This is a genomic window from Bizionia myxarmorum (assembly GCF_008086205.1).
Lineage (GTDB): Bacteria > Bacteroidota > Bacteroidia > Flavobacteriales > Flavobacteriaceae > Algorimicrobium > Algorimicrobium myxarmorum.
The window spans coordinates 1,700,036-1,724,812 of the sequence record NZ_VSKK01000001.1 but is presented as its reverse complement, the minus strand read 5'-3'; the positions used below and the strand labels follow the sequence as shown (position 1 = coordinate 1,724,812).

Below are 24,777 nucleotides of genomic sequence, written 5' to 3'. Positions count from 1 at the left end.
GACATGTTTTGTTGGTTTTTGCTTTTATAAGTGTTTTAACATCCACACATTGCAGGAATAATGCCCTGTAGTTCCCATAGGTGCTTGGAGAGACTGAAATCCTACTTTGGTATACAGTTTTTGCGCACCAATCATAAACGGCAACGTTTCTAAATAACAAGATTTAAAACCAAACTCTTTGGCTTTATTTAGGCATTTTTCAATCATTTCCGCCCCTATTCCCTTGCCTCGAGCTTCTGGTAAAAAATACATTTTTTGAAGTTCACAAACAGTTTCATCAGCACCTTCTAGATGTGCAATTCCGCAACCTCCAAGAATCTTATCCCCATAGGCGACCACAAAATAAGCCATCTTGGGATTATTGTATGTTTCCGTCATCATATCCAATGACGCATCTTCATAGGCTGTTCCCACTTTTGGCGCATCGAGCTCTATAAAAACAGAACGCACAACCGCGGCCAATTGCGCATCATCCGCTTGGGTAATTTCTCTAATAACAATATTATTTGGACTCACTTAAATGTCTTATTTTTATATCCTGAAATTCTGGGATGAAGATACATGAAAAATACATAAATCGTTGCATAGAAATTGCCAAATATGGATTGGGAACTACAGCGCCAAACCCCATGGTAGGGGCGGTAATTGTTCATAAAAATCGAATTATTGGCGAAGGCTACACGAGTCCGTTTGGCGGTCCGCACGCGGAAGTAAATGCTATTCAATCGGTTGTAGACAAAGCACTTTTAAAGGAAGCGACTTTGTATGTGACTTTAGAACCCTGCAGTCATTTTGGAAAAACACCACCTTGCAGTGATTTGATTATTAATTACCAGATTCCTCAAGTGGTCATCGGAACTATGGATATTCATAGCAAAGTGGCTGGAAATGGTATTATTAAATTACAGAAAGCTGGTTGCAACGTTACAGTTGGTATTTTAGAAGCAGCTTGTCAAGAACATCATAAACGGTTTTTTACCTTTCACACAAAAAAGCGACCTTATATTATTTTGAAATGGGCCGAAACAGCCGATGGCTTTATAGCTCCAAAAACACGTGATGCACAAAAACCAGTTTGGATTACTGGTGAATTTTCTAGGCAATTAGTCCACAAATGGCGAACGGAAGAACAAGCTATTTTAGTGGGAACCAATACAGTTTTAGATGACAATCCAAATTTAACAGTTCGCGATTGGTCTGGGAAAAATCCCATAAGGATTGTGCTCGATAAACAAAACAAACTCTCCAAAGATTTATCCGTTTTCAATACAGAAGCTGAAACGATACGATTAACAGAAAATGAATTAAATTTCAACGAACCTCTAGCATTTCAAATTGGAGCCTTTTTACATAAAAAAGAGATTCAATCGGTTATTATTGAAGGCGGCTTACAAACTTTACAAACCTTTATTAATGAAAACATTTGGGATGAAGCACGCGTTTTTACTGGAAAAACAGCATTCCATGACGGCACAAAAGCACCTAGTTTTTTAGGAAAAATGACATCAGAAATTGTAATTATGGATGATACGCTTCGCATTTACAAAAACCAATCAAAACATTAAATTTACTCCTTGTCCCAAACTATTATGATTAAGACACTTATTTTCGATTTTGGCGATGTATTTATCAATTTAGATAAAGTGGGCGCCATGAAAAATGCTTTAAGACTATTTAAACTCAACACGTTTTCTAAAGAAATGACAGCTTGCAATGAAGCCTATGAGCAAGGCCATATATCGTCAGAGGAATTTATTGGTTTTTACAAAAATGAATTTGGAGATTTAAATGAGACAGAAATTTTAGATGCTTGGAATTTTATTTTAAGAGATTTTCCAATGCATCGATTGGAATTCATTAAACAATTGGCTTCAGATAAAAAATTTCAACTTATTTTATTAAGTAATACCAATGCACTTCATATTAAATGGATTCAGGAACAAGTTCCTTTTTACGACGTTTTTAAAGGCCAATTTGACCAATTTTATTTATCTCATGAAATTCAATTGCGAAAACCCAATCATTCCATTTATCAATTTGTTTTAGAAACCAACAATTTAGATCCGGAATCCTGTCTTTTTATTGATGATACCGAGGAAAATATTCTTGCAGCTTCTGAATTAGGAATTCACACTTGGCATATTAATCCTGAAAAAGACGATATTGTCCATCTATTCGAAGTTAAAAAAGAACTCTTTTGATATATCTATTATTAAGCATATTAGCTTCAACAGTCATTTTCGTGCTGTTTAAATTATTTGACAAGCACAAGGTCAACACCTTACAAGCTATCGTTTTCAACTATGTTACCGCCTTTTTTATTGGTATTATTACCTATGAAGCGCCTATTAATATTCAAGCTATTCATAACACAGAATGGTTTTACGGTGCCGTTTTTTTAGGTTTTCTGTATATCACTATTTTCAATTTTATGGCTATTACCGCACAACGCGTTGGATTATCGGTTGCAAGTGTCGCCACTAAAATGAGCGTTATAATTCCCGTTATTTTTGGCATTTACGTTTATCATGAAAGTGCTGGCTTATTTAAAATAATTGGTATTATCGTGGCTCTACTTGCTGTTTATTTAGCCTCCATGAAATCTGGTGCTCGCATTAAAAACAAGCGCTACATACTATACCCTATTATTATTTTCTTTGGAACCGGGATCATTGATACGTCTATAAAATATATAGAAACCACCTATTTACCAGATAATGGCATTCCTATATTTTCAGCAACTATTTTCTGCTTTTCAGCAATTATAGGATTTGGACTACTTATTTACCAGAAATTGAAAGGGAATTTCAAGTTTGATTCGAAAAGTTTATGGGGTGGTTTTGCTTTAGGTATTGCCAATTATGCTTCCATGTATTATATTTTAAAAGCTTTAAATCATGAAACTTTAGAGAGTTCAACCATTTTCACGGTTAATAATGTGGCTATTATATTATTAACATCTCTTTTAGGCTATTTCCTATTTAAAGAAAAGCTTTCTACAAAAAATTGGATAGGTATTAGTTTAGCTGTAATTTCGATTTTACTAGTAACTGCCTTATAAATGATGCCAAAAGACACGTATAAAACCATAGCCAAACCTTCTGAAGAAATCTTATTTAAAGATAAAAACAGTAAGTTTTTTGGCTATGCGTATCCTATAAAACATGAAGACGAGGTAAAAGAGCATATTGAAACTTTAAAAAAGCAACATCATTCTGCAAGACATTGGTGTTATGCCTATCAAACAGGAACGGATGAAGCTAATCTCTATTTTAGAGCGAATGATGACGGCGAACCTAACAATAGTGCTGGCATGCCTATTTATGGGCAAATTCAATCTTTTGATGTCACCAATGTTCTTATTGTGGTGGTACGATATTTTGGCGGTGTAAAATTAGGGGTTGGAGGCTTAATTAACGCTTATAAAATAACTGCTCAAATGGCGCTTGAAGCCTCAAAAATTGTCAAAAGAACCATAAATAAGCATTTTCTAATTCGGTTTGATTACAAAAACATGAACAAAGTAATGCGCGTCATCAAGGAGAACAATTTAAAAATGAAGGAACAAACTTTAGAATTGGATTGTCAGATTACAATTTCCGTCCGATTAAAAGATGCCGAGGCTATTCAAGAAAAATTCGAAGCCATTTACGAAGTCACCATTAAAGAGCTTGATTAAAGGATTCTATTTTTTTTAAAATATAATCGGGGCATTTCATGGGTCTTTTTGTGCTCATATTAATAAATGCTAAAACGGTGTTTGCAAGTATTAAAATTTCACCTGCAGAATTCCTAATTTCATAGTCGAATTCTATCTTCACAGAGGGCCTTTTTTTAAGCTGTGTTTTCACTTGAATAACCTCATCATAATGGGCTGATTTCTTATAATTTAAGCTCATGGATATGACCGGTAACATGACGCCACTTTTCTCCATTTCATCATATGAAATTCCCATCTTTCGCAACCACTCTGTTCGGCCAATCTCTAGATATAACGCATAATTTCCGTGATGAACAACACCCATCTGATCGGTTTCTGCATATCTTACTCTTATTGGTATTTCATCAAAAAAGAACATAGAATTTGAATATTTTTTTGTAGTTTAGGCAATGCACTAAACATGCGAAAAAATATCTTAATATTCAATAGAGATACATTTTTTTTTTAAGATATTTGTTCACATATTTGCCAAGCTAAAGATCAACGAGGGAATACCATTCTCTTTTCAACTACTAACGAGTAAATTTTAATTTTTATAATGAGTGTAACTGCGCAATCGGTTTGGGAAAATTGTCTAGAATTCATAAAGGATAATATACAACCGCAAGCATATAAAACATGGTTTGAACCTATAGTCGCAGTAAAATTCACTGATAACGCACTTAGTATCCAGGTACCGAGTAAATTTTTCTATGAATGGCTTGAGGAGCACTATGTTAAGATTTTAAAAGTAGCCTTAACGAAACAACTGGGAGAAAATGCCAAATTAGTTTACATTATTAAAATGGAAAACACCTATGGCAACAAACAACCCTTTACTGAACGCATTCCTAGTTCCAACCGTTCGGCTGTTAAAGCGCAAGACGTAGATATTCCTTTAAACAATAAAAATCCAGAGTTGCGTAACCCTTTTATCATTCCTGGTATTCGGAATGTAAAAATTGAATCGCAACTAAATCCTAATTATAGTTTCGAGAACTTTTTAGAAGGTGATTCTAACCGTTTAGCACGTAGTGCCGGTTTAGCGGTGGCTGCAAAGCCTGGTGGAACCTCTTTTAACCCACTCTTAATTTTTGGTGGCGTTGGATTAGGGAAAACCCATTTAGCTCATGCTATTGGCGTTGATATAAAAGATAAGTATCCGGAAAAAACCGTTTTATATATTTCTGCTGAAAAATTCACGCAACAATATATAGACGCTGTTAAGAAAAATAACCGCATTGATTTTATTCATTTTTATCAAATTATAGATATTCTGATTATTGATGATGTTCAGTTTTTATCAGGAAAATCAGGAACACAAGATGTGTTTTTCCATATTTTCAATCACTTACACCAAAACGGAAAGCAGGTTATTTTAACAAGTGACAAAGCGCCCGTGGATATGCAAGATATTGAACAACGTTTATTATCCCGTTTTAAATGGGGTCTATCTGCAGAATTGCAAAGCCCAGATTTTGAAACACGCGTTTCTATTTTGAAAAATAAATTGTATCGTGATGGTGTTGAAATGCCCGAAGAAATTATCGAGTATGTAGCCAAACATATCAAAACGAATATTCGTGAATTAGAAGGTGCTATTATCTCTTTAATTGCACAGTCTTCTTTCAATAAAAAGGAAATTACGCTAGAACTCGCTAAACAGGTTGTTGAAAAGTTCGTAAAAAATACCAAGCGCGAAGTTTCTATAGACTATATTCAGAAAATTGTATCCGATTATTTTCAAATGGATGTAGACACGCTTCAATCTAAAACTAGAAAGCGTCATATAGTTCAAGCACGTCAGTTGGCTATGTTTTTCGCCAAAAAACTTACTAAAGCATCATTGGCTAGTATTGGCTCACAAATTGGAAAACGTGATCATGCTACCGTATTGCATGCTTGTAAAACCGTTGATAATTTATCATCAACTGACAAGCAATTCAAAAAATATGTTGACGATTTAACCAAAAAACTGTCTGTTTAATCCTTTAAAATTCACTTCCGATGTCTCGGGACCCTCACATTACTAAAGTACTTATGGTTTGTTTAGGCAATATTTGTCGCTCACCACTGGCCGAAGGGATTTTAAAATCCAAACTTCCAAAAACGGGGTTTTCAGTAGAATCGGCTGGAACGGGAGATTACCATGTTGGTGATACGCCAGATCCGCGCTCTATAAAAACAGCTGAAAAATATGGCGTAGACATTACAAATCAGCGCGGTAGACAGTTTAAGGTTTCAGATTTTGATGAATTTGATTATATTTTCGTTATGGATAATTCCAACTTTGAAAATGTGGTGAAATTGGCTCGAAATGCTACTGATATATCCAAAGTTCATTACATTTTAAACGAGATTTATCCAAATCAAAATCATAGTGTGGCAGATCCTTATACTGGCGGTATTCAAGGTTTTGACAATACTTATAAAATGCTTGACGAGGCTTGTACCATTCTTTCTCAAAAACTTCTTAAATAATTGTTTATCAACAATTACTATTCAAATACCTTTCAAAAAACAAAATGGGTGTGATTTTTTTGTAATTTGTAGTTATATGCTAAAACTAAAAATATGAAAAATAAAGCCTTACTTACAGTATTTGCCCTATTTACCCTGGTTTCTTTTGGGCAGCAAATTGGAATAAATTTATATGCCAACGGCTTTAATAATCCAGTAGGTATAAAGCACGCCAATGATAATCGCCTATTTATAGTGGAAAAAGCAGGTATTATCAAAATTATTTCTTCTGAACAAAACGTAAATACCATGCCCTTTTTAGATATAAATAGTTTAGTTAGCAATAGTGGCGGTGAACGTGGTTTATTAGGTTTAGCATTTCACCCAAATTATAATTCGAATGGGTTTTTCTTTGTTAATTATGTAAATAATTCGGGCAATTCAGTTGTTTCGCGATTTTCTAGAAGTTCCACAAATAGCGATCTGGCAAATCCAGATTCCGAAGTTGTTTTATTAACCATTACGCAGCCGTACAGCAATCATAATGGTGGCGATTTAGCTTTTGGCGAAGACGGTTATTTATATATCGCCACAGGTGATGGCGGCTCTGGCGGAGATCCTGAAAATAGAGCCCAAGATTTAACAACACTTTTGGGTAAATTACTGCGAATTGATGTGGATAATTCGGGGCCAAATCCAAATTATGCCATTCCTGCTGATAATCCTTTTATTGCCAATGCAACGGCCTTAAATGAAATTTGGGCTTATGGCTTGCGTAATCCTTGGCGTTTTTCTTTTGATAGAACCAATAATAATTTATGGATAGCCGATGTTGGTCAGAATAACATTGAAGAAATTAATTTGGTAAGCACATCTGAAGCTGGCGTTAATTTCGGGTGGCGTTGTTATGAGGGGAATGCGCCTTATAATAATTCGGGTTGTCCGGATGCTAGCACTTTAGAGTTTCCAATTGCAACCTACAACCATACGGGAAATGGACCTTTTAAATGTTCTATTACTGGCGGTTATAGTTATCAAGGTGCGGATTTTTCAAACTTTGTAAACATCTATTTTTTCGCAGATTATTGCAGCAACGAAATTGGAACCTTAAATTTTGAAAATGGTAGCTGGAATATGGCCTTTACGCAGCCATTTCCCGACAAAGGTTGGACTTCATTTGGAGAAAACAATGTTGGTGAGTTATTTATTACTGCGGCTGATACAGGCGAAATTTTTCAAATTATTGATAATGATTTATCTATAACTGAAAATAGCTTAAATAGCTTGAAAATTTATCCGAATCCGGCTACCGATATACTTACTTTTGAAGCTGGATCAACAACAAATGGTCTTTCGGAAATTACAATTTACAATGTTCACGGCGTTTCCGTTAAAAAAATTACAAATATAGAAAAGCACAAATTGCGTATTTCTGTTTCCAATTTAGTATCTGGTTTGTATTTTGTTGAAATACGGACCATCAATCAAAATTTAACAATCAAAAAACTGATTATAGACTAATGACAACCAAACTAGGAAAACTGTTTCTAATACCTACCACACTAGGCGATACCAACCCCATTGATGTTTTACCTATTACGGTAAAAAATACCGTTGAGAACCTAGATATTTTTATTGTTGAAAATGAAAAAACAGCTAGACGTTTCATAAAACAAATAGCCCCCGAAAAGAAACAAGAGCATTTACAGTTATTTTTATTGAATAAGCATACCGAGTTCATGGAATTGCCAGAATTTTTAAAACCGTGTTTAGAAGGTAAAAATGTGGGATTATTATCTGAAGCAGGTTGCCCAGCAGTTGCAGATCCAGGATCGGATGTTGTGAGAATTGCCCACAATAATGAGATACAAGTAGTGCCTTTAGTTGGGCCATCTTCTATTATTATGGCTGTTATGAGCTCTGGAATGAATGGCCAAAGTTTTGCTTTTAATGGCTACTTACCAATAGACAAGTCGGAACGAAAGGCCGAGTTACAGCGTTTAGAACGCATATCTTTTCAGCAAAATCAATCCCAATTATTTATTGAAACCCCTTATAGAAATAACGCCGTATTAGAAGACATTTGTAAGGTGCTAAATCCAGATACGCAGGTTTGTGTAGCCTGTGATATCACGCTTTCAACCGAATTTATAAAAACAAAATCCGTGCAAGAATGGAAGAAAAATAATGAAGACCTTCATAAAAGGCCTGCATTATTTATAATTCATAAAAGCTAAAAAAGTATTACGCCGTTAAGGTTACTTTTGCTTTTTGATTCGGTTGTACTTTAGAGGTATCATATCCAGAAAACTTTTTAATATAGTATTGGATAGACGTTCCGTAAGCATCCGTGAAGCCATCTGCTCCTAGGCTACGAAGGTATTTTTTAACATTACCTGGACCTGCTAAATGTGCAGCAGCTAAAATTCCTGATTCAGTAATACGAACACCGTTAATCGTTTTCCCATCAAAGCGTTTGATGTCTTTTCTTAAAATCCATTTATTACGCTCGGCATTAGCTAAAAAAGCTTTCTCTTGTAGTTCAGGGTTCTTTAAGAAATGAACTGGATTGTGAATTCCTATTAGTTTTAAAGTTTCTTTACCAAATTGGTACTTTCCTAAATAACCATACGTGTTCACAATAAAATAATCCCCTCGAGATTCTTTAAAGCCTAAAGCTTCTTTAAATCCGACAAAAGATTTTCCTAATGTAGGCGAAAATGGTTTGTATATTTTTTCTAAAGGTAAGATGTGATCAAATGACGTCTCGATAGGTTCCACTGTATTAATGGCGATGTCATCAACAAAATAATCATTAGCTTTTATAGTTTTATTCGATTTGAACGAACTGAAAACTAAAACACCGATTATAAGTACTAGTACTATGTAATTAACTATACTCTTTCTCATAAATTTTAAACTTCTTCAACGCTTTTCTATACAGAAAATTGGCTATGAAATTTCAGTTTGCAAATATACAACTTTTTTTTAATATCTGATAATTAATCGATTAAGTGTTTCTAAAAGTAGATTCCGTGAAAGCGAATGCCGTTTTCTTCGTTAAACTCCATAGCTGGAAATGGCACTTTTAAAGTATTAAAAATGCTGAAAACTGTTTTTAAAACAGGTGAATTTGTCTTGATTCTTGTTAAATCTACATCCAAACTTAAATAATACTGTCGCACCCTATTTTGATTTGAAAATACATTGTTTGCGCCATCATAACTTCCTGTTAGCATACCATCAGCACCATAACCAAAGGCAACATTTATCCAAGTTGGAATGTTACTGTCTTTGAAAAAAGAATGTAGGTTAGCGCTTAACCAATAGGTTTGACCATTATAATCTTTTAAAAATTCTTCTGAAAAACCATCACCTAGTTTATCGGGACGTTGTGATGCGTATTGGGTTCTATGAAACGAATATTTTAAAGTAACACGTTGTTCTTTCCACAATAACTCTTGACCAATATATAAGCTTGTTCCCATAGCATTTGCCGCCATGTCGCCCCAAGAGAAACCCCATTCTTCCGAAAAACCATCTAAAACTTCTACAGCAGTTAAAAAAGTAAAACCTAACGTACCACCATAAATAAGTTGATTTTTTTCACTGACGCCACTCCAATTCAAAATATCTGCACCTACTCTACCTAATTGATAAGCGGAGAAAACATGACCCATTTTATCCATTTGCATCCATTGACTATTATCATCTAGCGTATGAAATTTTGAGCGCGGATAATCCGCATACCACAATTTATTTAAAGCCAACAGAGATGCAGATGCAAGTAAAGTTTCAGAAATAATAACGGCATTTCGCCTTGGTACGTTTAAAGTATCACTTGGTTGTAAAAAGGTATTAATACCCGATTGAGAAAAACAGGTAAAACCTATAAATCCTAAAACAATATGTAAGAAAAAAGACCTCAAAAGTTATTGATAAATTCCTTGTTTGGAGAGGTAAGAATGATATTCACGAGCGTTGGCATTATGCTGACTCAAGGTTTTCGCGAATTTATGATAACCTAATCGTTGGGCATCTGCAGCAAAGTATAAATAATTATGATTTTCATAATTTAAAACGGCATCTATAGCTGAAATATCTGGCATAGTAACTAATCCTGGAGGTAATCCAGAATACATATAGGTATTGTAAGGTGAATTTATATCCTTATGCTTATTAAGCACACGCTTAATGACTGTATTTTTATATTCTGGCAATTGATAAGCTGCAAATTTTAAAGTAGGATCCGCTTGCAATGGCATTTTTATACGCAGTCTATTAATATACACACCAGCTACACGCGGTTGCTCATTACCCTGTTTGGACTCCTCATAAACAATGGAAGCCAAAGTCATCACATCATTTTTTGTAAGGTTTAACGCTTTTGCTTTTTCCAATCGACTATCTGTCCAAAAACGCTTATATTCTGTTAACATCTGGTCTCTAAATTGCTCTGCTGACGTATTCCAGAAAAACTCATAGCTATTTGGAATATACATACCTAGTGCGGTGGCATTATTAAAATCATTTGCTTTTAAAAACTCTGGATCCCGCATAACAGATATCAGCGCCAAACTATCTGCTTCAATCTGCATACTTACACGACCGGCTAAAGCTTCCAGTGATTGTTGATTATTAAAAGCCATATTAAATGGACGGTTTTTGCTACGAATGGTATTAATAATATCATTATTATTCATTCCTTTTTTAATAGCATAACGGCCAGCCTTAATATTCGTAGTATACTGTTTGCGTTGAGCTAAAGCATCAAACGTATTAATATCTTTTAAAAGTGGCTGCAACTGTTCCCGAACATCAGAATAACGACCATCTGTAGGAACGTAAATATAAGCTTCTTCATTATTGAATGCGGTATTAGACACAAACATGGCATTATAAACAAAATAAGCCAAGTAAGCAGCTACCAATAATCCTAAAAGAGCAATAGCCCAAAGTATTTTTTTTATGTACATTTAATTTAAAATTCGTTGTAATAAATATTCGTTTTTAAAGGAGCCATTTACATAGTTCCAATCTTTTTTTAATCCTATTTGAATAAATCCGTTGCTCTCAAACAACTTTAAGCTATTTTTATTGTCTTCGGAAATATTACAGTATAATTGATGCACATCTAAATGCGTTTCAGCATAATTAATAAGCAATTGCAAAGCATCACTACCATAACCTTTTTGCCTGTTAGATTTATCGTGGATAAGAATACCAATACCAGCCCGTTTATTTTTAATATCGAAATCAAACAAATCTATTAATCCAATGGAATCATGATTTTTGTTTGAAATGAGTAATCGTAGCTGCTTTACTTCATAAATATCTTTGTGTGCATTTTCAAGATATTGTTTAATAACAAAGCGCGAATATGGCGTTTGTGTGCTACTTAATTCCCAAATATTTTCATCATTTTCAATGGTATGGATAAAATCCAAGTCTTCAGGCTCCAAAGACCTTAAATATATATGTTCTCCTTGTAATGTTAACATGCTATTTCGCCTTTAAAAACTTGTGTTGCTGGACCTATCAACCAAATATTATAATATCCAGACGGGCTCTTTTCAAAAGAAACTTGTAATGCGCCGCCTTCTGTATTTAATTTTATCAGGTTGTTTTTCGTTTCGCCCGTTGCATGCATGGCAATGGCTACGGCCGTTACACCTGTTCCACAGGATAACGTTTCATCTTCTACGCCGCGCTCATAGGTGCGAACAGAGAAATTAGTATCGGAATTTTTTGTAACAAAATTTACATTCGTTCCCGTATCATTATAAGGTTCACCGTATCTAATTTGAGAACCTATAGTTTTGATGTCTACATTTTTTAAATCGGCTGCCATTTGCACATGGTGCGGCGAACCTGTGTTTAAAAATACATGCGCTTTATTTACTTGAACATCTGAAACATTTTGCATTTGCAGTTTCACCAAATCACCATCAATTAGCGCTTCATGTTCACCATCAATGGCCATAAATTTGGCCCGATTTTCAATAATTTTTAGAAAATTAGCAAAAGCTACAATGCAGCGACCGCCATTTCCGCACATGGTACTTTCGTTACCATCGGCATTATAATAAACCATTTTAAAATCTAGAGAATCGTGGTTTTCCAGAAGAATTAAACCATCGCCTCCAATGCCAAAACGTCTGTTACAAAGTGCTTTAATATGTTTGGTATTATTCTTGTCAAATAGAAGTTGACGATTGTCAATCATAACAAAATCATTCCCTGTTCCTTGATATTTATAAAATGTTGTCATCATAAGTAGGGCAAATATATGAATTAAAGGTGGGTTTTTTCTATGTTAATTAGACGTTAAAATGTACGTTAAAAAAAGTTAAACTTAAAAAAGTCGTTCTATAATAGATTAATTTTAATCGTTATTCATTTAATAAATAAACATTCATTATGAAAAGATTTTTAAGTCTCGTATTTGTTTCCGTATTGGGTGGTGTTTTAACATTGTCCGCCTACAAATTTTATTTTGAATCAGAAACATTAACAATTTCCCCCAAAAAGGAACAAGTACAATCTACCTATTTCCCTACCAGTTATAAAAACGCGAATACATTAAATGCTTCAGACGTTCCAAATTTTATTGAAGCCGCTGAAGAAACCGTCCACGCGGTTGTACACGTAAAAAATACGGCAATCGTTTCAGCACCTACCACCATGGAAGATTACTTTTATGGAAGACGATCACAAAAAGCGCAAGTAGGGACTGGAAGTGGCGTTATTATAGATAAAAACGGTTATATTATAACCAATAACCATGTAATTGCTGGTGCAAAAGAATTATCCATAACCACTAACGATAACAAAATTTATAAGGCCACACTAATTGGTACAGACCCAAAAACAGATATTGCCTTACTTAAAATTGATGCAGATGAAGATTTGCCCTTTATTACCTTCGGCGATTCTGATACCGCTAAAATTGGCGAATGGGTTTTAGCTGTTGGAAATCCTTTTAATTTAACGTCAACGGTTACTGCTGGTATAATTTCAGCTAAATCTAGAGATTTAACAGGCCAAAATTACCAATCCTTTATACAAACGGATGCTGCCGTAAATCCCGGAAACTCTGGTGGTGCTTTAGTAAATGTGTTTGGGGAATTAATTGGTATTAACACCGCCATCAGCTCCCAAACGGGTTCTTATATTGGCTATTCTTTTGCAGTTCCTAGTAATATTGCCCGTAAAGTGGTTGAAGATATTATGGAATTCGGAAATGTTCAAAATGGTATTTTGGGTGTTAGCGGTATCAGTTTAAATAGCAATTCTTCTGCTGAACTGGATGTTAGTTTAACCGAAGGATTTTATGTAGGTGCTGTGGAAGGCAAATCTGGAGCGGATCAAGCCGGCATCAAAAAAGGGGATGTTATTACTAAAATTGATAATGTAAAAATTTCCAAATTCGCAGATTTAACGGGTTACATGAACACAAAACGTCCTAATGACGTGGTTCAGGTTGAAATTTTAAGAGACAATTCAAAACAAATAATCGCTGTTACTTTATCCAAGTTTGAAATATTAACTGCAGAATTTTTGGATATTCAAGTGAAGAATATTTCCGAAGACATAAAAAAACAATACGATATTGACCATGGCATTTTAGTTACAAAAAGTGATAATTACTGGTTATATCAAAAAATCGGATTAAATAAAGGATATATCATCACGGATATTAATGATATTCAAATTAATAGTATTGATGATATTTCGAACTTAAAAGAGAAATATGGCGCTGATTTTGATAAGAAGATTGAAAAAATCAGTATTATAAACACACGCGGTCAAAAGCAAAGTTTTATTTTTAGGTAACGGACTGCAAACCAAAAAAATCCCTCTTTCAGCACTATCTGTTTAAGGGATTTTTTTATTGAAATAAACACCACGAAAACGTTTGAAATGTACTATTTTTGCGCTTAAATTCAAGATTTAAAAACAACTTGAAAATAGACTATTTTAACAACACACTAAAATTTTTAAACAATGAGTTTTAACGAAACTTATGAAAGCGAATTAGCTTTTCAAGCCGATAGACGTAGAGCTACGGTAGAATTTATTAAAATTATTAGCGATCTTTGGTATGATAAATCTATCGAATTGGTACTATTTAGAAACCAATTGATTGACCGCAACGTTAGTGAAATTCTAAATTTACACGAATACGCAGGTGAATTTGTACAGAAGCCCATTTCAATTTTCGATTCTGTTGAAATTGCTCAAGCCATCAAGACATTAGATTTGCCACCAGCCAAGTTGGATATTGGTAAATTAACGTACGAATACCATTTAGAAGAAAAGAAATTCAGCAATGCTTTAGCTTTCGTAGCTCATAAATTACAGGACGCGAAAAAAGAACAAAGTATTAAACCAAAAGATGTTGTGCTTTATGGTTTTGGCCGTATTGGTCGTTTGGTAGCGCGTGAGCTTATGACAAAAACAGGCAAAGGCAGCCAATTGCGTTTAAGAGCTATTGTTACTCGTGGTGCTATTGATGAAGTTGTTTTACAAAAACGCGCGTCTTTATTGCGTAACGATTCGGTTCATGGAGATTTTTCAGGAACTGTTGTTGCCGATCTTAAAAACAGTGCGTTAATCATAAATGGTACTACAGTTAATATTATTTCAGCCAATGCGCCAGAAGATATTGATTATACAAAATACGGCATCAACAATGCCTTAATTATTGATAATACCGGTGCTTTTAGAGATAAAGAAGCTTTAAGCAGACATTTAAAATCTAAAGGCGCAGATAAAGTATTATTAACGGCACCTGGAAAAGGCGTTCCAAATATTGTACATGGCGTAAACCATACAGAATACAATCCTGATACAGTAGATATTTTTTCAGCAGCATCTTGTACAACCAACGCTATTACGCCCGTTTTAAAGGCTATAGAAGATACATTTGGTGTAAAAAGTGGACATTTAGAAACGATTCATGCCTATACAAACGATCAAAATTTAGTGGACAACTTCCATAGTAAATACCGCCGTGGTCGTGCAGCAGCTTTAAACATGGTAATTACCGAAACGGGTGCTGGAAGTGCAGTTTCAAAAGCTTTACCTAGTTTAGAAGGAAAATTAACATCTAATGCTATTCGTGTTCCTGTTCCTAACGGCTCTTTGGCAATTCTTAATTTAGATTTAAAAAAACCAGCAACCGTTGAAACTATAAATACCACCTTAAAGAAATATGCTTTAGAAGGTAGTTTAGTGGAGCAAATAAAATATGAATTAAGTGATGAGTTGGTATCAAGTGATATTGTAGGCAGTTCTGCACCTGCAATTTTTGATAGTAAAGCCACAATTGTACGTCCAGATGGTTCCAATGCAGTTCTTTATATATGGTATGATAATGAATATGGTTACAGTCATCAAGTTATCCGGTTAGCCAAATATATTGCTAAAGTAAGACGTTATACATATTATTAGTCGTTATTATTAAATACATTTAAAATCCCGCTTCAAATGAAGTGGGATTTTTTTTTGAAAAAAGAAGGCTGTACAACATCTAAAATTAATTAGCGTTCGTATATAAAGCGCCCTCCAAATGCGAGGCTTTTTAAGTATTTGTGTTTTAAACTAAACATATTTTCTTAATTTAGCAGACATACAATTTCACACCAAAACAATGAATAGCTTTAAAAATTTTATATTTCTTTTATTTATAGCCAGTTGTGCATCTTTAAATGCTCAAAATATCAATACTCAAGAGACTAATGAAGAAGAGGATAAATTATCTCTGGATAGTGGAACCATTGACAGTCAATTTGAATACGTAATTCAGCGCTCTAACAATTATCAAGATTACAAGGTTGTGAAAAAGAATTGGTTAAGCACTTTAAAAGCGCATACCTTGGATTCTTTAAAATCTATTCATGCTGAAATTATAACGGCTGAAGAAACTATTGCCACTCAAAATGATGAAATAGTAAGTTTGAAAAGCAGTTTAAAAAACACGGAGACTTCGCTTAATAAAACAACGGACGAAAAGAATAATATGGAATTATTCGGTTTACAGATGACGAAACCGAACTATAATGTGTTAATGTGGTCTATAGTTGGTTTATTATTAGCTTTGCTTCTACTCTTTATGTATAAGTATAGAAATAGTAATTCGGTAACTCGTGAAGCGCGTAAAAACTTGGAAGAAACTGAAGAGGAATTTGAAGAACACAGACGTACGGCTCTTGAACGTGAACAAAAAGTAAGACGTCAATTACAAGACGAACTGAACAAACAAAAGGGAATTAACTAATTGAGTTTCTTTATAAAGATCTTTTAAAATCTGCACACTTCGGTTTGTAGATTTTTTTGTTTAAAAAGAATTCAGTTTATGAGCTATTCCGAAAAATTAATTTTGAAATTGATTTTTTTTGAAACTTCCCTACTAAACGTATTGTTCCCAAAACATTCGATTATATTTGCAATTCAAAAGTATTATCATGCGTATCGATATCATAACCGTTTTACCAGAATTATTAAAAAGTCCGTTTGAAGCCTCCATTTTAAAACGAGCTATTGATGCGAATTTGGTATCCGTACATTTTCATAATTTACGGGATTATACAACGGACAACCACAAAACTATAGACGATTACCAATTTGGCGGCGGCGCCGGAATGGTTATGATGATTGAGCCCATAGATAAATGTATTTCAGATTTAAAGTCTCAACGTGATTATGACGACATAATTTATATGACGCCCGATGGTGAAACTTTAAACCAAAGTATAGCCAATCAGGTTTCTTTAAAAGAAAACATCATCATTCTATGCGGTCACTACAAAGGTGTAGATCAAAGGGTTCGCGATCAGTTTATAACACGTGAAATTTCCATAGGCGATTATGTGCTTTCTGGAGGTGAATTAGGTGCAGCCGTTTTATGCGATGCGGTTATTCGTTTAATTCCTGGTGTATTAGGTAATGAAACGTCTGCTTTAACCGATTCCTTTCAGGATAATTTATTGGCACCACCAATTTACACTAGACCTCGTGAGTATAAAGGGTGGAAAGTACCCGAATTATTATTCAGCGGTAATTTTCCAGAAATAGAAAAATGGCGTGAAGAGCAAGCTTATCAGCATACTAAAGCCCGCAGACCTGACTTATTGGAGGATTAATAATACCCCAGATATTCATCAGTAAAAAATAAAAATATTAATTGCAGATTATTTATAAATAGTTATCTTTGCAGCCAATTTCGAGTTAACCTCTGGCGAGAATCGTGTATGTTGTTTCGGATTAATTAAGACAAAATTTAAAAGAAATGGAATCTTTAATCAAATTTGTACAACAAGAATTTGTACCTAAAAAAGATTTTCCAGAGTTTGGTGCTGGAGACACAATTACAGTTTATTACGAAATTAGAGAAGGCGAAAAAGTACGTACACAGTTCTTTAGAGGTGTTGTTATTCAAAGAAGAGGAACAGGATCATCTGAAACATTTACTATTAGAAAAATGTCAGGAACTATTGGTGTAGAACGTATTTTTCCTATCAATATGCCAGCTTTACAAAAAGTTGAAGTTAACAAACGTGGTAAAGTACGTCGTGCACGTATCTACTACTTTAGAGGCTTAACTGGTAAGAAAGCTAGAATAAAAGAAAGTATGAAACGTTAATACATTGTTGATAACGTTGGAAAGCCCTGTTTTTACAGGGCTTTTTTTATTAACAAAAGTTAATAACTATAGTTTATAAGTTGTTGATATCTAGTTGATTGAAAATTTTGAAAATCTAACATCTTGCCTTATATTAGATTAAGAATTAAAAGACAACCTAGTTGGTTTTGTCCTAAAGAAACAAATTAACTTTTAGTTCCTTAAAGAAACGTTCTTTATATCTTATTGTTTTTTGAGGTTTTAAGGTCAATCGCTTTGCAGTGCTTAACTAGAAAACCATGATACTTTTTAATATGCTAAATGTGTAAGCAGTTAGTAGTCAGAAAAGTTGAAAGTTTCCAAATGTCTATTAAAAACGAAAGTAAGAATCAGACTATGAAACAATGCTTTGTGTGTAAATCATTCATGAAAGTGAATAGTGATAAAGACAAAACATCAAGAAAAACAGTAAACCGAAACATTTTAACAACATGTAAATACATTTTGAAAGTTGTACAATGAAATGTTTCTTTTTGAAATAGTGCCACTTGAATCGAATTCTGTAGATAATTCTCTACAATTTGTAATTGTAAAATTGCATAGATCACGTCAAACTGTTTCAAAGAAAGCCATGTCAAACCAGACGTTCGTCTGATATGATATGGCTTTTGTTTTTTAAGTCTATCCTTTTGAGTAATTTGGTCCATTCAAAAATCAAGTACCATGAATTTACCCTTTATTTGCGATAAAACTTTTGAAAAGCAAAATTATACCCATCAAACACTTCCCAAAGGTGAATATGATAATTGCCAATTCATAGATTGCGATTTTTCCGATTCTTTCCTATCCTATATGGCATTCTCGGATTGCGAATTTATTAATTGCAATTTAAGCGCTGCAAAAGTGAAGGACGCTACCTTTAAAGAGGTTTCCTTTATAGATTGTAAATTAATGGGCGTTCAATTACAAGAATGCAATCCGTTTTTATTTTCAATTTCTGCCAAGCTGTCTAATTTCAGTTATGTGTCTTTTTATAAAATGAAATTGAATGCTATGACATTTGAAACCTGTAATTTAGATCATGCCGATTTCACACAAACCCATGCATTCCAAGTAAACTTTAATGATTGCTCATTAGCGCATGCTATTTTTGATAACACCAATCTTGAAAAGGCCGATTTACAAACCGCTACCAATTTCAATATTCATCCAGAAAGAAATAAAATAAAACAAGCCAAGTTTTCCGTTGAAGGCGCTTTATTGTTACTAGAAAATTATCAAATTATCATTAATTAGACATTTCAATTTCAAAAAAATAAAAAGTAAAAATCGCATCATTAAAAGCCACTTTTATGCTGTAGTATATTAGAAACTATATGCCAAATCCTGTAAGAATTTCGTATATTTGCAACTCTTAAAGAATAGGTAATAGTACCAACTAAAATAAAATATAATGACAAAATCTTCTAGAATAATTTATACAAAAACAGACGAAGCACCCGCATTAGCAACCGCATCATTTTTGCCAATAGTTAAAGCATTTGCAAAACCATCTGGAATAATTATAGAAACCAAAGACATCTCATTAGGCGCTAGAATTTTAGCCGCTTTTCCAGAATTTTTAACGGAAGATCAACGTGTGGAAGATGCTCTTGCTATTCTAGCCGATTTAGTTAAGCAACCAGAAGCCAACATTATCAAATTACCAAATATTAGTGCGTCTGTTCCACAATTAAATGCCGCTATTAAAGAGCTCCAAAATAAAGGTTTTAAATTACCAAATTATCCTGAAGAGGTTAAAACAGATCAAGATAAAGACGTTAAAACGCGTTACGATAAAATAAAAGGTAGTGCTGTAAACCCTGTTCTTCGTGAAGGAAACTCGGATCGTCGTGCTCCAAAAGCAGTAAAAAACTTTGCCAAGAAACATCCACATTCTATGGGTGCTTGGAGTAAAGATTCTAAAACAAATGTGGCTACTATGAGTGAAGGCGATTTTGCTCACAATGAAAAGTCGGTTACATTAAATGCTGCTACAAGTATTAAAATAGTTCATACAGATACTGCTGGAAAAAAAACCATTTTAAAAGATTCTTTCCCTTTATTAAAAGGTGAAATTATTGATGGAACCGTTATGAGCAAAAAAGCACTTTTAAGCTTTTTAGAAACTGAAATTGCGGATGCTAAAGCAAATAATGTTTTGTTTTCATTACATATGAAAGCCACCATGATGAAAGTGAGTGATCCCATTATTTTTGGTCATGCTGTACGTGTTTTCTTTAAAGATGTTTTTGATAAATATCAAGCCGACTTTGAAAAAATTGGTGTAGATGTTAATAATGGTTTTGGCGATTTAATTCGTAACCTTTCGGAATTACCAGATACAAAACGTAAAGCTATAGAAGCAGATATTGATGCTACTTTTAAAAGTCGTCCAGACATAGCCATGGTAAACAGTGATAAAGGCATCACCAATTTGCATGTTCCTAGTGATGTTATTGTGGATGCTTCTATGCCTGCAATGATTCGTACTTCAGGGAAAATGTATAACAAAAATGGTGAATTACAAGATACAAAAGCGGTAATTCCAGATAGCAGTTATGCTTCAATTTATACGGCAACTATTGCTTTTTGTAAAGAAAACGGTGCTTTTGATCCAACTACAATGGGAACTGTTCCAAACGTAGGATTAATGGCTCAAAAAGCTGAAGAATATGGATCTCACGATAAAACTTTTGAAATTGCTAGCAATGGAAAAGTAACGGTTGTAGATAATGATGACCATATTTTAATTGAACATAATGTTGAAGCTGGTGATATTTGGAGAATGTGTCAAGTAAAAGATGCACCTATTCAAGACTGGGTAAAATTAGCTGTTAACCGCGCAAGAGCCTCACAAATGCCAGCCGTTTTCTGGTTGGATGAAGAACGTGCTCATGATGTTGAATTAATTAAGAAAGTAAATACCTATTTAAAAGATCATGATACTTCGGGGTTAGATATCAGAATCCTATCACCTTTTGATGCCACCAATTTCACATTAAAACGCGTAAAAGCTGGAGAAGATACAATTTCGGTTTCTGGAAATGTTTTACGTGATTATTTAACAGACTTATTCCCTATTTTAGAATTAGGAACAAGTGCAAAAATGTTATCAATTGTTCCTTTAATGAACGGCGGCGGTTTATTTGAAACGGGCGCGGGTGGTTCTGCTCCAAAACATGTGGAACAATTATTAGAAGAAAATCACTTACGTTGGGATTCATTAGGTGAATTTTTAGCTCTAGCGGTTTCTTTGGAACATTTATCAGAAGCTACAGACAACCCAAAAGCACTTATTTTAGCTGAAGCATTGGATGAAGCAACTGAAAAATTATTAGAAAACAATCAGTCTCCTTCTAGAAAAGTTGGTGAATTAGATAATAGAGGTAGTCATTTTTATTTGGCTAAATATTGGGCAGAAGCGCTTGCTAAGCAATCTAAAGATGTTAATATGAAAAATACCTTCGGAAAAGTGTCACTTTTGTTTAGTGCGGAGGAAAAAAATATCATTAACGAATTGAATAGCGTTCAAGGAAAACAAATTAGCATTGGTGGTTATTATGAACCTAGTGACGATTTAATAAACCAAGTTATGCGTCCAAGTGAAACGTTAAACAAAATTTTAAATACCATATAAATTTTTAAAGATTTATTATAAAAGCTCCTATTTTAGGGGCTTTTTTTATACTTTTAATAAAAATAGGCTATTAATGAACATCCGTATATTCTGGTTAATTCTGATTTTCGCTTTCAGTATGACTTCCATGATGTCTCAAAATAAAATTACCTTAAAAGGTGTTATTTCTGATTCACAAAGCAGCGAAACGCTCATAGGTGTTAATATATTATTCCCAGAATTAAAAACGGGTGCAACCACCAATGAATATGGCTTCTACTCCATCACGATTCCAGAAGGAACCTATAATGTTGTTATTAGTTATTTAGGATATGCTCCAATTTCAGAAACAATATCGCTCATTGAAAACACAAATAAGGATTTCAGTTTGGTAGAATCAGTAGAAAGTTTAAATGAAGTTATTCTTACAGAAAATGTTGAAAAGCTCAACATTAGAAAACCTCAAATGAGTTTAAACGCCATGTCAGCCAATACCATCAAGGCAATTCCTGTGGTTTTTGGTGAAGCAGACGTTATAAAATCCATTACGCTACTTCCAGGCGTTACAACGGCTGGTGAAGGTGCTTCCGGTTTTAATGTTCGAGGTGGCGCAGCCGATCAAAACCTAATCCTTTTAGATGAAGCTACAATTTATAATTCATCGCATCTTTTCGGATTCTTCTCGGTTTTCAACCCCGATGCTATAAAAGATTTGAAGTTATATAAAGGTGGAATTCCTGCAAGATATGGTGGTCGCGTGTCCTCCGTTTTAGATATATATCAAAAAGAAGGTAATAAGAATAAGTTTCACATGAATGGCGGAATTGGAATTATTTCAAGTCGGCTTTTAGCTGAAGGTCCAATCAATAAAGGCACAGGATCTTTTCTTTTAGGCGGAAGAGCCACTTATGCTCATTTGTTTCTCCCACTTTTTGATTTAGACAACAAAGCGTATTTCTATGATTTAAACACCAAAATAAGTTATAAGCTTAACGAGAGTAATAACATTTATTTATCTGGTTATTTTGGTCGTGATGTTTTAAGTTTCAATGATAGTTTCAAAAATACGTATGGCAATACGGTCCTAAATTTTAGATGGAATCATTTGTTTTCAGATAAGTTATTCTCCAACCTATCCCTAATTTACTCTGATTATTATTACGGTTTAAATCTAAACTTTATAGGTTTTAATTGGGATTCCGGGATTCGTAACGCGAATGTTAAATATGATTTTAAGCATTATGTAAGCAATAATATAACGCTTCAATATGGTTTAAATAGTATATACCATAAGTTTAATCCAGGTGAAATTAAACCGTCTTCAGAAGATTCCGGTATTAATCCCGATAAATTAATAGATAAATATGCTTTTGAAAACGCTTTCTATTTAGATGTTGATCAGAAATTATCAGATAAAATTCAACTGTCATATGGGTTACGATACAGCACATTTTTAAGATTAGGTCAAGATGAGCTGAACATGTATGCAAATGATGAACCTGTTATTTTTAATAAAGAATTACAGATTTATGAAAAAGCAGATCCCATAGCTATTAACACGTATAAACGTGGTAAAGTTTTAAAATCCTTTGGGAATTTAGAGCCTAGATTGGCCATAGCGTATCTATTAGAAGATAATTCTTCTGTAAAGGCAAGTTATAATCGCTTGAGTCAGTATTTACATTTGTTGTCCAATACCAGCTCCCCAACCCCATTAGATATTTGGACGCCTAGTGGCATGTATACCGAGCCTCAAATATTAGATCAAGTAGCTCTTGGTTATTTTCGAAATTTTAAGAGCGATGTCTTTTCGTTAGAACTTGAAACGTTCTATAAAACGGTTAAAAATAGAATCGATTATATTGATGGCGCCGATTTAATTGCCAATGATGCCATTGAGCAAATAATTTTGAATGGCGAAGCTCGTGCTTATGGTATGGAAATCCTTTTCAGAAAAAACACAGGCCGATTTAAAGGATGGATAGCTTATACTCTATCACGTTCAGAACAACGAACACCAGGAAAAAATGATTCCGAACCCGGAATCAATAATGGTGAATGGTATAAAACGGCTTATGACAAAACACATGATGTTTCCTTTACAGCAAGTTATGATTTTACTAAAAAATGGCGTTTTAATGCGAACTTTTTATTCCAAACAGGTCAACCAGTAACTTACCCAAATGCGCAATATGAATATAATGGAATCACTATTCCTAATTATGGTTTTAGAAATCAATACCGTTTGCCAACCTATAATCGTTTAGATTTATCGGCAACTTACACCCCAAAACCTGATAAAACTTCAGGCCGGCAAGGCGAATGGATTTTTGGTATTTATAATGTTTACAACCGTTATAATGCCGCTTCTATTACCTTCGCTGAAAATAGAGATACGGGTGTAAATGAAGCCACACGCTTATCTATTTTTGGCATCGTGCCATCTGTTTCTTATAATTTTAAATTCTAATAACATGAAACATATATTTTTCATAATCCTAATCGCATTATCGTTCTCATCTTGTGAAGAGGTAATTGATGTGGATTTGCCCACCACAGATCCTAAATTAGTTATTGATGCTTCTATAAATTGGATTAAAGGAACTTCAGGAAGTGCTCAAGAAATTAAACTCTCTTTAACAGCACCTTATTTTGAATCTACGGTACCTCCTGCTAACAATGCTGATGTTTTTATAACAGATAGCAATAATATTAATTATAATTTTGTTGAAGATGGTACAAGCGGAATATATATAAATACCTATTTTGTTCCAATTTTGAATACCCAATACAAGCTTACTATAAATTACAATAACGAAATTTATACAGCAACAGAAACACTTTTAGGCGTTTCAGAATTCGATTTTATAGAGCAGAATTTAGAAGGTGGAATTACTGGAGAAGATACCGAGATAAAAGCATTCTTTACAGACCCAGTAAATGAGGAAAATTATTATTTATTTGAATTTACGCCAAGTTTACCCGTCACCAAAACTATGTCCGTACTTCAAGACAAATTTGTTAATGGAAATCAGATTTTTGGTTATTATGTGGAAGAGGATTTAATAGTAAATGAATCCGTTATAATACGAAATTATGGCGTTTCAAAACGCTTTTACGAATTTATGTTTATTCTCTTACAACAAACAGCAAGCGGCGGCGGACCTTTTGAAACGCAGCCCGCAACAGTGCGCGGCAATTGTATAAATACTACCAATCAGGCCAATTATCCTTTGGGATATTTCCGTTTATCAGAAGTAGTTGAAATTACCTATACAATAGAATAGTCAGAGCAATATAATAACTTTTACAAATTATATTTTGTAATTTTGA

General features: G+C 33.9%; 24 protein-coding genes. 17 read left to right on the top strand and 7 right to left on the bottom strand.

What is annotated here, in order from left to right:
* Window positions 1-24: 24 nt before the first annotated feature.
* Window positions 25-516: a GNAT family N-acetyltransferase gene (locus ES674_RS07860; protein ID WP_148403387.1), complete on the bottom strand. Its 492-nt coding sequence runs from the start codon at window positions 514-516 to the stop codon at window positions 25-27.
* A 35-nt stretch (window positions 517-551) separates the two neighbouring features.
* Between ES674_RS07860 and ribD the strand changes: the two genes are divergently transcribed.
* Genes ribD through ES674_RS07840 form a run of 4 tightly spaced genes read left to right on the top strand, consistent with a single transcriptional unit; the run spans window position 552 to window position 3,679 of the window.
* On the top strand, window positions 552-1,565 hold the full coding sequence (gene ribD, locus ES674_RS07855) for a bifunctional diaminohydroxyphosphoribosylaminopyrimidine deaminase/5-amino-6-(5-phosphoribosylamino)uracil reductase RibD (RefSeq protein ID WP_148403386.1): 1,014 nt from the start codon (window positions 552-554) through the stop codon (window positions 1,563-1,565).
* 24 nt (window positions 1,566-1,589) lie between these two features.
* Window positions 1,590-2,201, top strand: a complete 612-nt coding sequence (locus ES674_RS07850) for an HAD family hydrolase (RefSeq protein ID WP_148403385.1) — start codon at window positions 1,590-1,592, stop codon at window positions 2,199-2,201.
* Window positions 2,198-3,061, top strand: a complete 864-nt coding sequence (locus ES674_RS07845; protein ID WP_148403384.1) for an EamA family transporter — start codon at window positions 2,198-2,200, stop codon at window positions 3,059-3,061. The genes ES674_RS07850 and ES674_RS07845 overlap by 4 nt, the downstream gene beginning before the upstream one ends.
* The gene (locus tag ES674_RS07840) at window positions 3,062-3,679 is read left to right on the top strand and encodes an IMPACT family protein (protein WP_148403383.1); all 618 of its coding nucleotides are present in this window, start codon (window positions 3,062-3,064) and stop codon (window positions 3,677-3,679) included.
* On the opposite strand, the gene ES674_RS07835 is transcribed toward ES674_RS07840, so the two are convergent.
* Complete coding sequence (locus ES674_RS07835; RefSeq protein WP_148403382.1) at window positions 3,663-4,079, bottom strand: acyl-CoA thioesterase; 417 nt, start codon at window positions 4,077-4,079, stop codon at window positions 3,663-3,665. The genes ES674_RS07840 and ES674_RS07835 overlap by 17 nt on opposite strands.
* Window positions 4,080-4,259: 180 nt before the next feature.
* On the opposite strand from ES674_RS07835, the gene dnaA reads away from it, so the two are divergent.
* The 4 genes from dnaA (at window position 4,260) to ES674_RS07815 (ending at window position 8,397) form a co-directional block, all read left to right on the top strand.
* Window positions 4,260-5,687: a chromosomal replication initiator protein DnaA gene (dnaA, locus tag ES674_RS07830; protein WP_148403381.1), complete on the top strand. Its 1,428-nt coding sequence runs from the start codon at window positions 4,260-4,262 to the stop codon at window positions 5,685-5,687.
* Window positions 5,688-5,707: 20 nt separating this feature from the next.
* On the top strand, window positions 5,708-6,181 hold the full coding sequence (locus ES674_RS07825; RefSeq protein WP_246125989.1) for a low molecular weight protein-tyrosine-phosphatase: 474 nt from the start codon (window positions 5,708-5,710) through the stop codon (window positions 6,179-6,181).
* A 93-nt stretch (window positions 6,182-6,274) separates the two neighbouring features.
* Window positions 6,275-7,681, top strand: coding sequence for a PQQ-dependent sugar dehydrogenase (locus ES674_RS07820; protein ID WP_148403380.1), 1,407 nt, complete (start codon window positions 6,275-6,277; stop codon window positions 7,679-7,681).
* A complete protein-coding gene (locus ES674_RS07815; protein ID WP_148403379.1) occupies window positions 7,681-8,397 on the top strand; it encodes an SAM-dependent methyltransferase in 717 nt (238 codons plus the stop codon). Before ES674_RS07820 ends, ES674_RS07815 begins: the two co-directional genes overlap by 1 nt.
* A 7-nt stretch (window positions 8,398-8,404) precedes the next feature.
* On the opposite strand, the gene ES674_RS07810 is transcribed toward ES674_RS07815, so the two are convergent.
* The 5 genes from ES674_RS07810 to dapF all read right to left on the bottom strand — a co-directional run bounded on the left by ES674_RS07810 (window position 8,405) and on the right by dapF (window position 12,434).
* Window positions 8,405-9,070, bottom strand: coding sequence for a lytic transglycosylase domain-containing protein (locus ES674_RS07810; protein WP_148403378.1), 666 nt, complete (start codon window positions 9,068-9,070; stop codon window positions 8,405-8,407).
* A 110-nt stretch (window positions 9,071-9,180) separates the two neighbouring features.
* Entirely contained in the window at window positions 9,181-10,089 is a 909-nt protein-coding gene (locus ES674_RS07805) for a DUF2279 domain-containing protein (protein ID WP_148403377.1), read from the bottom strand.
* Window positions 10,090-10,092: 3 nt separating this feature from the next.
* Window positions 10,093-11,136, bottom strand: coding sequence for an endolytic transglycosylase MltG (gene mltG / locus ES674_RS07800; RefSeq protein WP_148403376.1), 1,044 nt, complete (start codon window positions 11,134-11,136; stop codon window positions 10,093-10,095).
* On the bottom strand, window positions 11,137-11,661 hold the full coding sequence (locus tag ES674_RS07795; protein ID WP_148403375.1) for a GNAT family N-acetyltransferase: 525 nt from the start codon (window positions 11,659-11,661) through the stop codon (window positions 11,137-11,139).
* On the bottom strand, window positions 11,655-12,434 hold the full coding sequence (gene dapF, locus ES674_RS07790; RefSeq protein ID WP_148403374.1) for a diaminopimelate epimerase: 780 nt from the start codon (window positions 12,432-12,434) through the stop codon (window positions 11,655-11,657). Before dapF ends, ES674_RS07795 begins: the two co-directional genes overlap by 7 nt.
* Window positions 12,435-12,580: 146 nt before the next feature.
* On the opposite strand from dapF, the gene ES674_RS07785 reads away from it, so the two are divergent.
* The 9 genes from ES674_RS07785 (at window position 12,581) to ES674_RS07745 (ending at window position 24,731) form a co-directional block, all read left to right on the top strand.
* A complete protein-coding gene (locus ES674_RS07785; RefSeq protein ID WP_148403373.1) occupies window positions 12,581-13,996 on the top strand; it encodes a trypsin-like peptidase domain-containing protein in 1,416 nt (471 codons plus the stop codon).
* A 171-nt stretch (window positions 13,997-14,167) separates the two neighbouring features.
* Entirely contained in the window at window positions 14,168-15,616 is a 1,449-nt protein-coding gene (locus ES674_RS07780) for a glyceraldehyde-3-phosphate dehydrogenase (RefSeq protein ID WP_148403372.1), read from the top strand.
* Between the two features lie 199 nt (window positions 15,617-15,815).
* Window positions 15,816-16,442, top strand: a complete 627-nt coding sequence (locus tag ES674_RS07775) for a tRNA (guanine-N1)-methyltransferase (RefSeq protein WP_148403371.1) — start codon at window positions 15,816-15,818, stop codon at window positions 16,440-16,442.
* A 187-nt stretch (window positions 16,443-16,629) separates the two neighbouring features.
* A complete protein-coding gene (trmD, locus tag ES674_RS07770) occupies window positions 16,630-17,307 on the top strand; it encodes a tRNA (guanosine(37)-N1)-methyltransferase TrmD (RefSeq protein ID WP_148403370.1) in 678 nt (225 codons plus the stop codon).
* 146 nt (window positions 17,308-17,453) lie between these two features.
* Entirely contained in the window at window positions 17,454-17,807 is a 354-nt protein-coding gene (gene rplS, locus ES674_RS07765) for a 50S ribosomal protein L19 (RefSeq protein WP_148403369.1), read from the top strand.
* 702 nt (window positions 17,808-18,509) lie between these two features.
* Entirely contained in the window at window positions 18,510-19,082 is a 573-nt protein-coding gene (locus ES674_RS07760; RefSeq protein ID WP_148403368.1) for a pentapeptide repeat-containing protein, read from the top strand.
* A gap of 157 nt (window positions 19,083-19,239) precedes the next feature.
* A complete protein-coding gene (locus ES674_RS07755; RefSeq protein ID WP_148403367.1) occupies window positions 19,240-21,465 on the top strand; it encodes an NADP-dependent isocitrate dehydrogenase in 2,226 nt (741 codons plus the stop codon).
* Window positions 21,466-21,538: 73 nt separating this feature from the next.
* Complete coding sequence (locus tag ES674_RS07750) at window positions 21,539-23,914, top strand: TonB-dependent receptor (RefSeq protein ID WP_148403366.1); 2,376 nt, start codon at window positions 21,539-21,541, stop codon at window positions 23,912-23,914.
* A 4-nt stretch (window positions 23,915-23,918) separates the two neighbouring features.
* On the top strand, window positions 23,919-24,731 hold the full coding sequence (locus ES674_RS07745; protein WP_148403365.1) for a DUF4249 domain-containing protein: 813 nt from the start codon (window positions 23,919-23,921) through the stop codon (window positions 24,729-24,731).
* Window positions 24,732-24,777: the final 46 nt, after the last annotated feature.

Bases quoted from the DNA above. Each gene is read 5' to 3' on its own strand.
- ES674_RS07810 (WP_148403378.1), bottom strand. From the start codon at position 9,070: ATGAGAAAGAGTATAGTTAATTACATAGTACTAGTACTTATAATCGGT.
- rplS (WP_148403369.1), top strand. From the start codon at position 17,454: ATGGAATCTTTAATCAAATTTGTACAACAAGAATTTGTACCTAAAAAA.
- ES674_RS07815 (WP_148403379.1), top strand. From the start codon at position 7,681: ATGACAACCAAACTAGGAAAACTGTTTCTAATACCTACCACACTAGGC.
- ES674_RS07760 (WP_148403368.1), top strand. From the start codon at position 18,510: ATGAATTTACCCTTTATTTGCGATAAAACTTTTGAAAAGCAAAATTAT.
- ES674_RS07745 (WP_148403365.1), top strand. From the start codon at position 23,919: ATGAAACATATATTTTTCATAATCCTAATCGCATTATCGTTCTCATCT.
- ES674_RS07785 (WP_148403373.1), top strand. From the start codon at position 12,581: ATGAAAAGATTTTTAAGTCTCGTATTTGTTTCCGTATTGGGTGGTGTT.
- ES674_RS07780 (WP_148403372.1), top strand. From the start codon at position 14,168: ATGAGTTTTAACGAAACTTATGAAAGCGAATTAGCTTTTCAAGCCGAT.
- ES674_RS07755 (WP_148403367.1), top strand. From the start codon at position 19,240: ATGACAAAATCTTCTAGAATAATTTATACAAAAACAGACGAAGCACCC.
- ES674_RS07820 (WP_148403380.1), top strand. From the start codon at position 6,275: ATGAAAAATAAAGCCTTACTTACAGTATTTGCCCTATTTACCCTGGTT.
- ES674_RS07840 (WP_148403383.1), top strand. From the start codon at position 3,062: ATGATGCCAAAAGACACGTATAAAACCATAGCCAAACCTTCTGAAGAA.
- dnaA (WP_148403381.1), top strand. From the start codon at position 4,260: ATGAGTGTAACTGCGCAATCGGTTTGGGAAAATTGTCTAGAATTCATA.
- ribD (WP_148403386.1), top strand. From the start codon at position 552: ATGAAGATACATGAAAAATACATAAATCGTTGCATAGAAATTGCCAAA.
- ES674_RS07775 (WP_148403371.1), top strand. From the start codon at position 15,816: ATGAATAGCTTTAAAAATTTTATATTTCTTTTATTTATAGCCAGTTGT.
- mltG (WP_148403376.1), bottom strand. From the start codon at position 11,136: ATGTACATAAAAAAAATACTTTGGGCTATTGCTCTTTTAGGATTATTG.
- ES674_RS07825 (WP_246125989.1), top strand. From the start codon at position 5,708: ATGTCTCGGGACCCTCACATTACTAAAGTACTTATGGTTTGTTTAGGC.
- ES674_RS07795 (WP_148403375.1), bottom strand. From the start codon at position 11,661: ATGTTAACATTACAAGGAGAACATATATATTTAAGGTCTTTGGAGCCT.
- trmD (WP_148403370.1), top strand. From the start codon at position 16,630: ATGCGTATCGATATCATAACCGTTTTACCAGAATTATTAAAAAGTCCG.
- ES674_RS07835 (WP_148403382.1), bottom strand. From the start codon at position 4,079: ATGTTCTTTTTTGATGAAATACCAATAAGAGTAAGATATGCAGAAACC.
- ES674_RS07750 (WP_148403366.1), top strand. From the start codon at position 21,539: ATGAACATCCGTATATTCTGGTTAATTCTGATTTTCGCTTTCAGTATG.
- dapF (WP_148403374.1), bottom strand. From the start codon at position 12,434: ATGATGACAACATTTTATAAATATCAAGGAACAGGGAATGATTTTGTT.
- ES674_RS07850 (WP_148403385.1), top strand. From the start codon at position 1,590: ATGATTAAGACACTTATTTTCGATTTTGGCGATGTATTTATCAATTTA.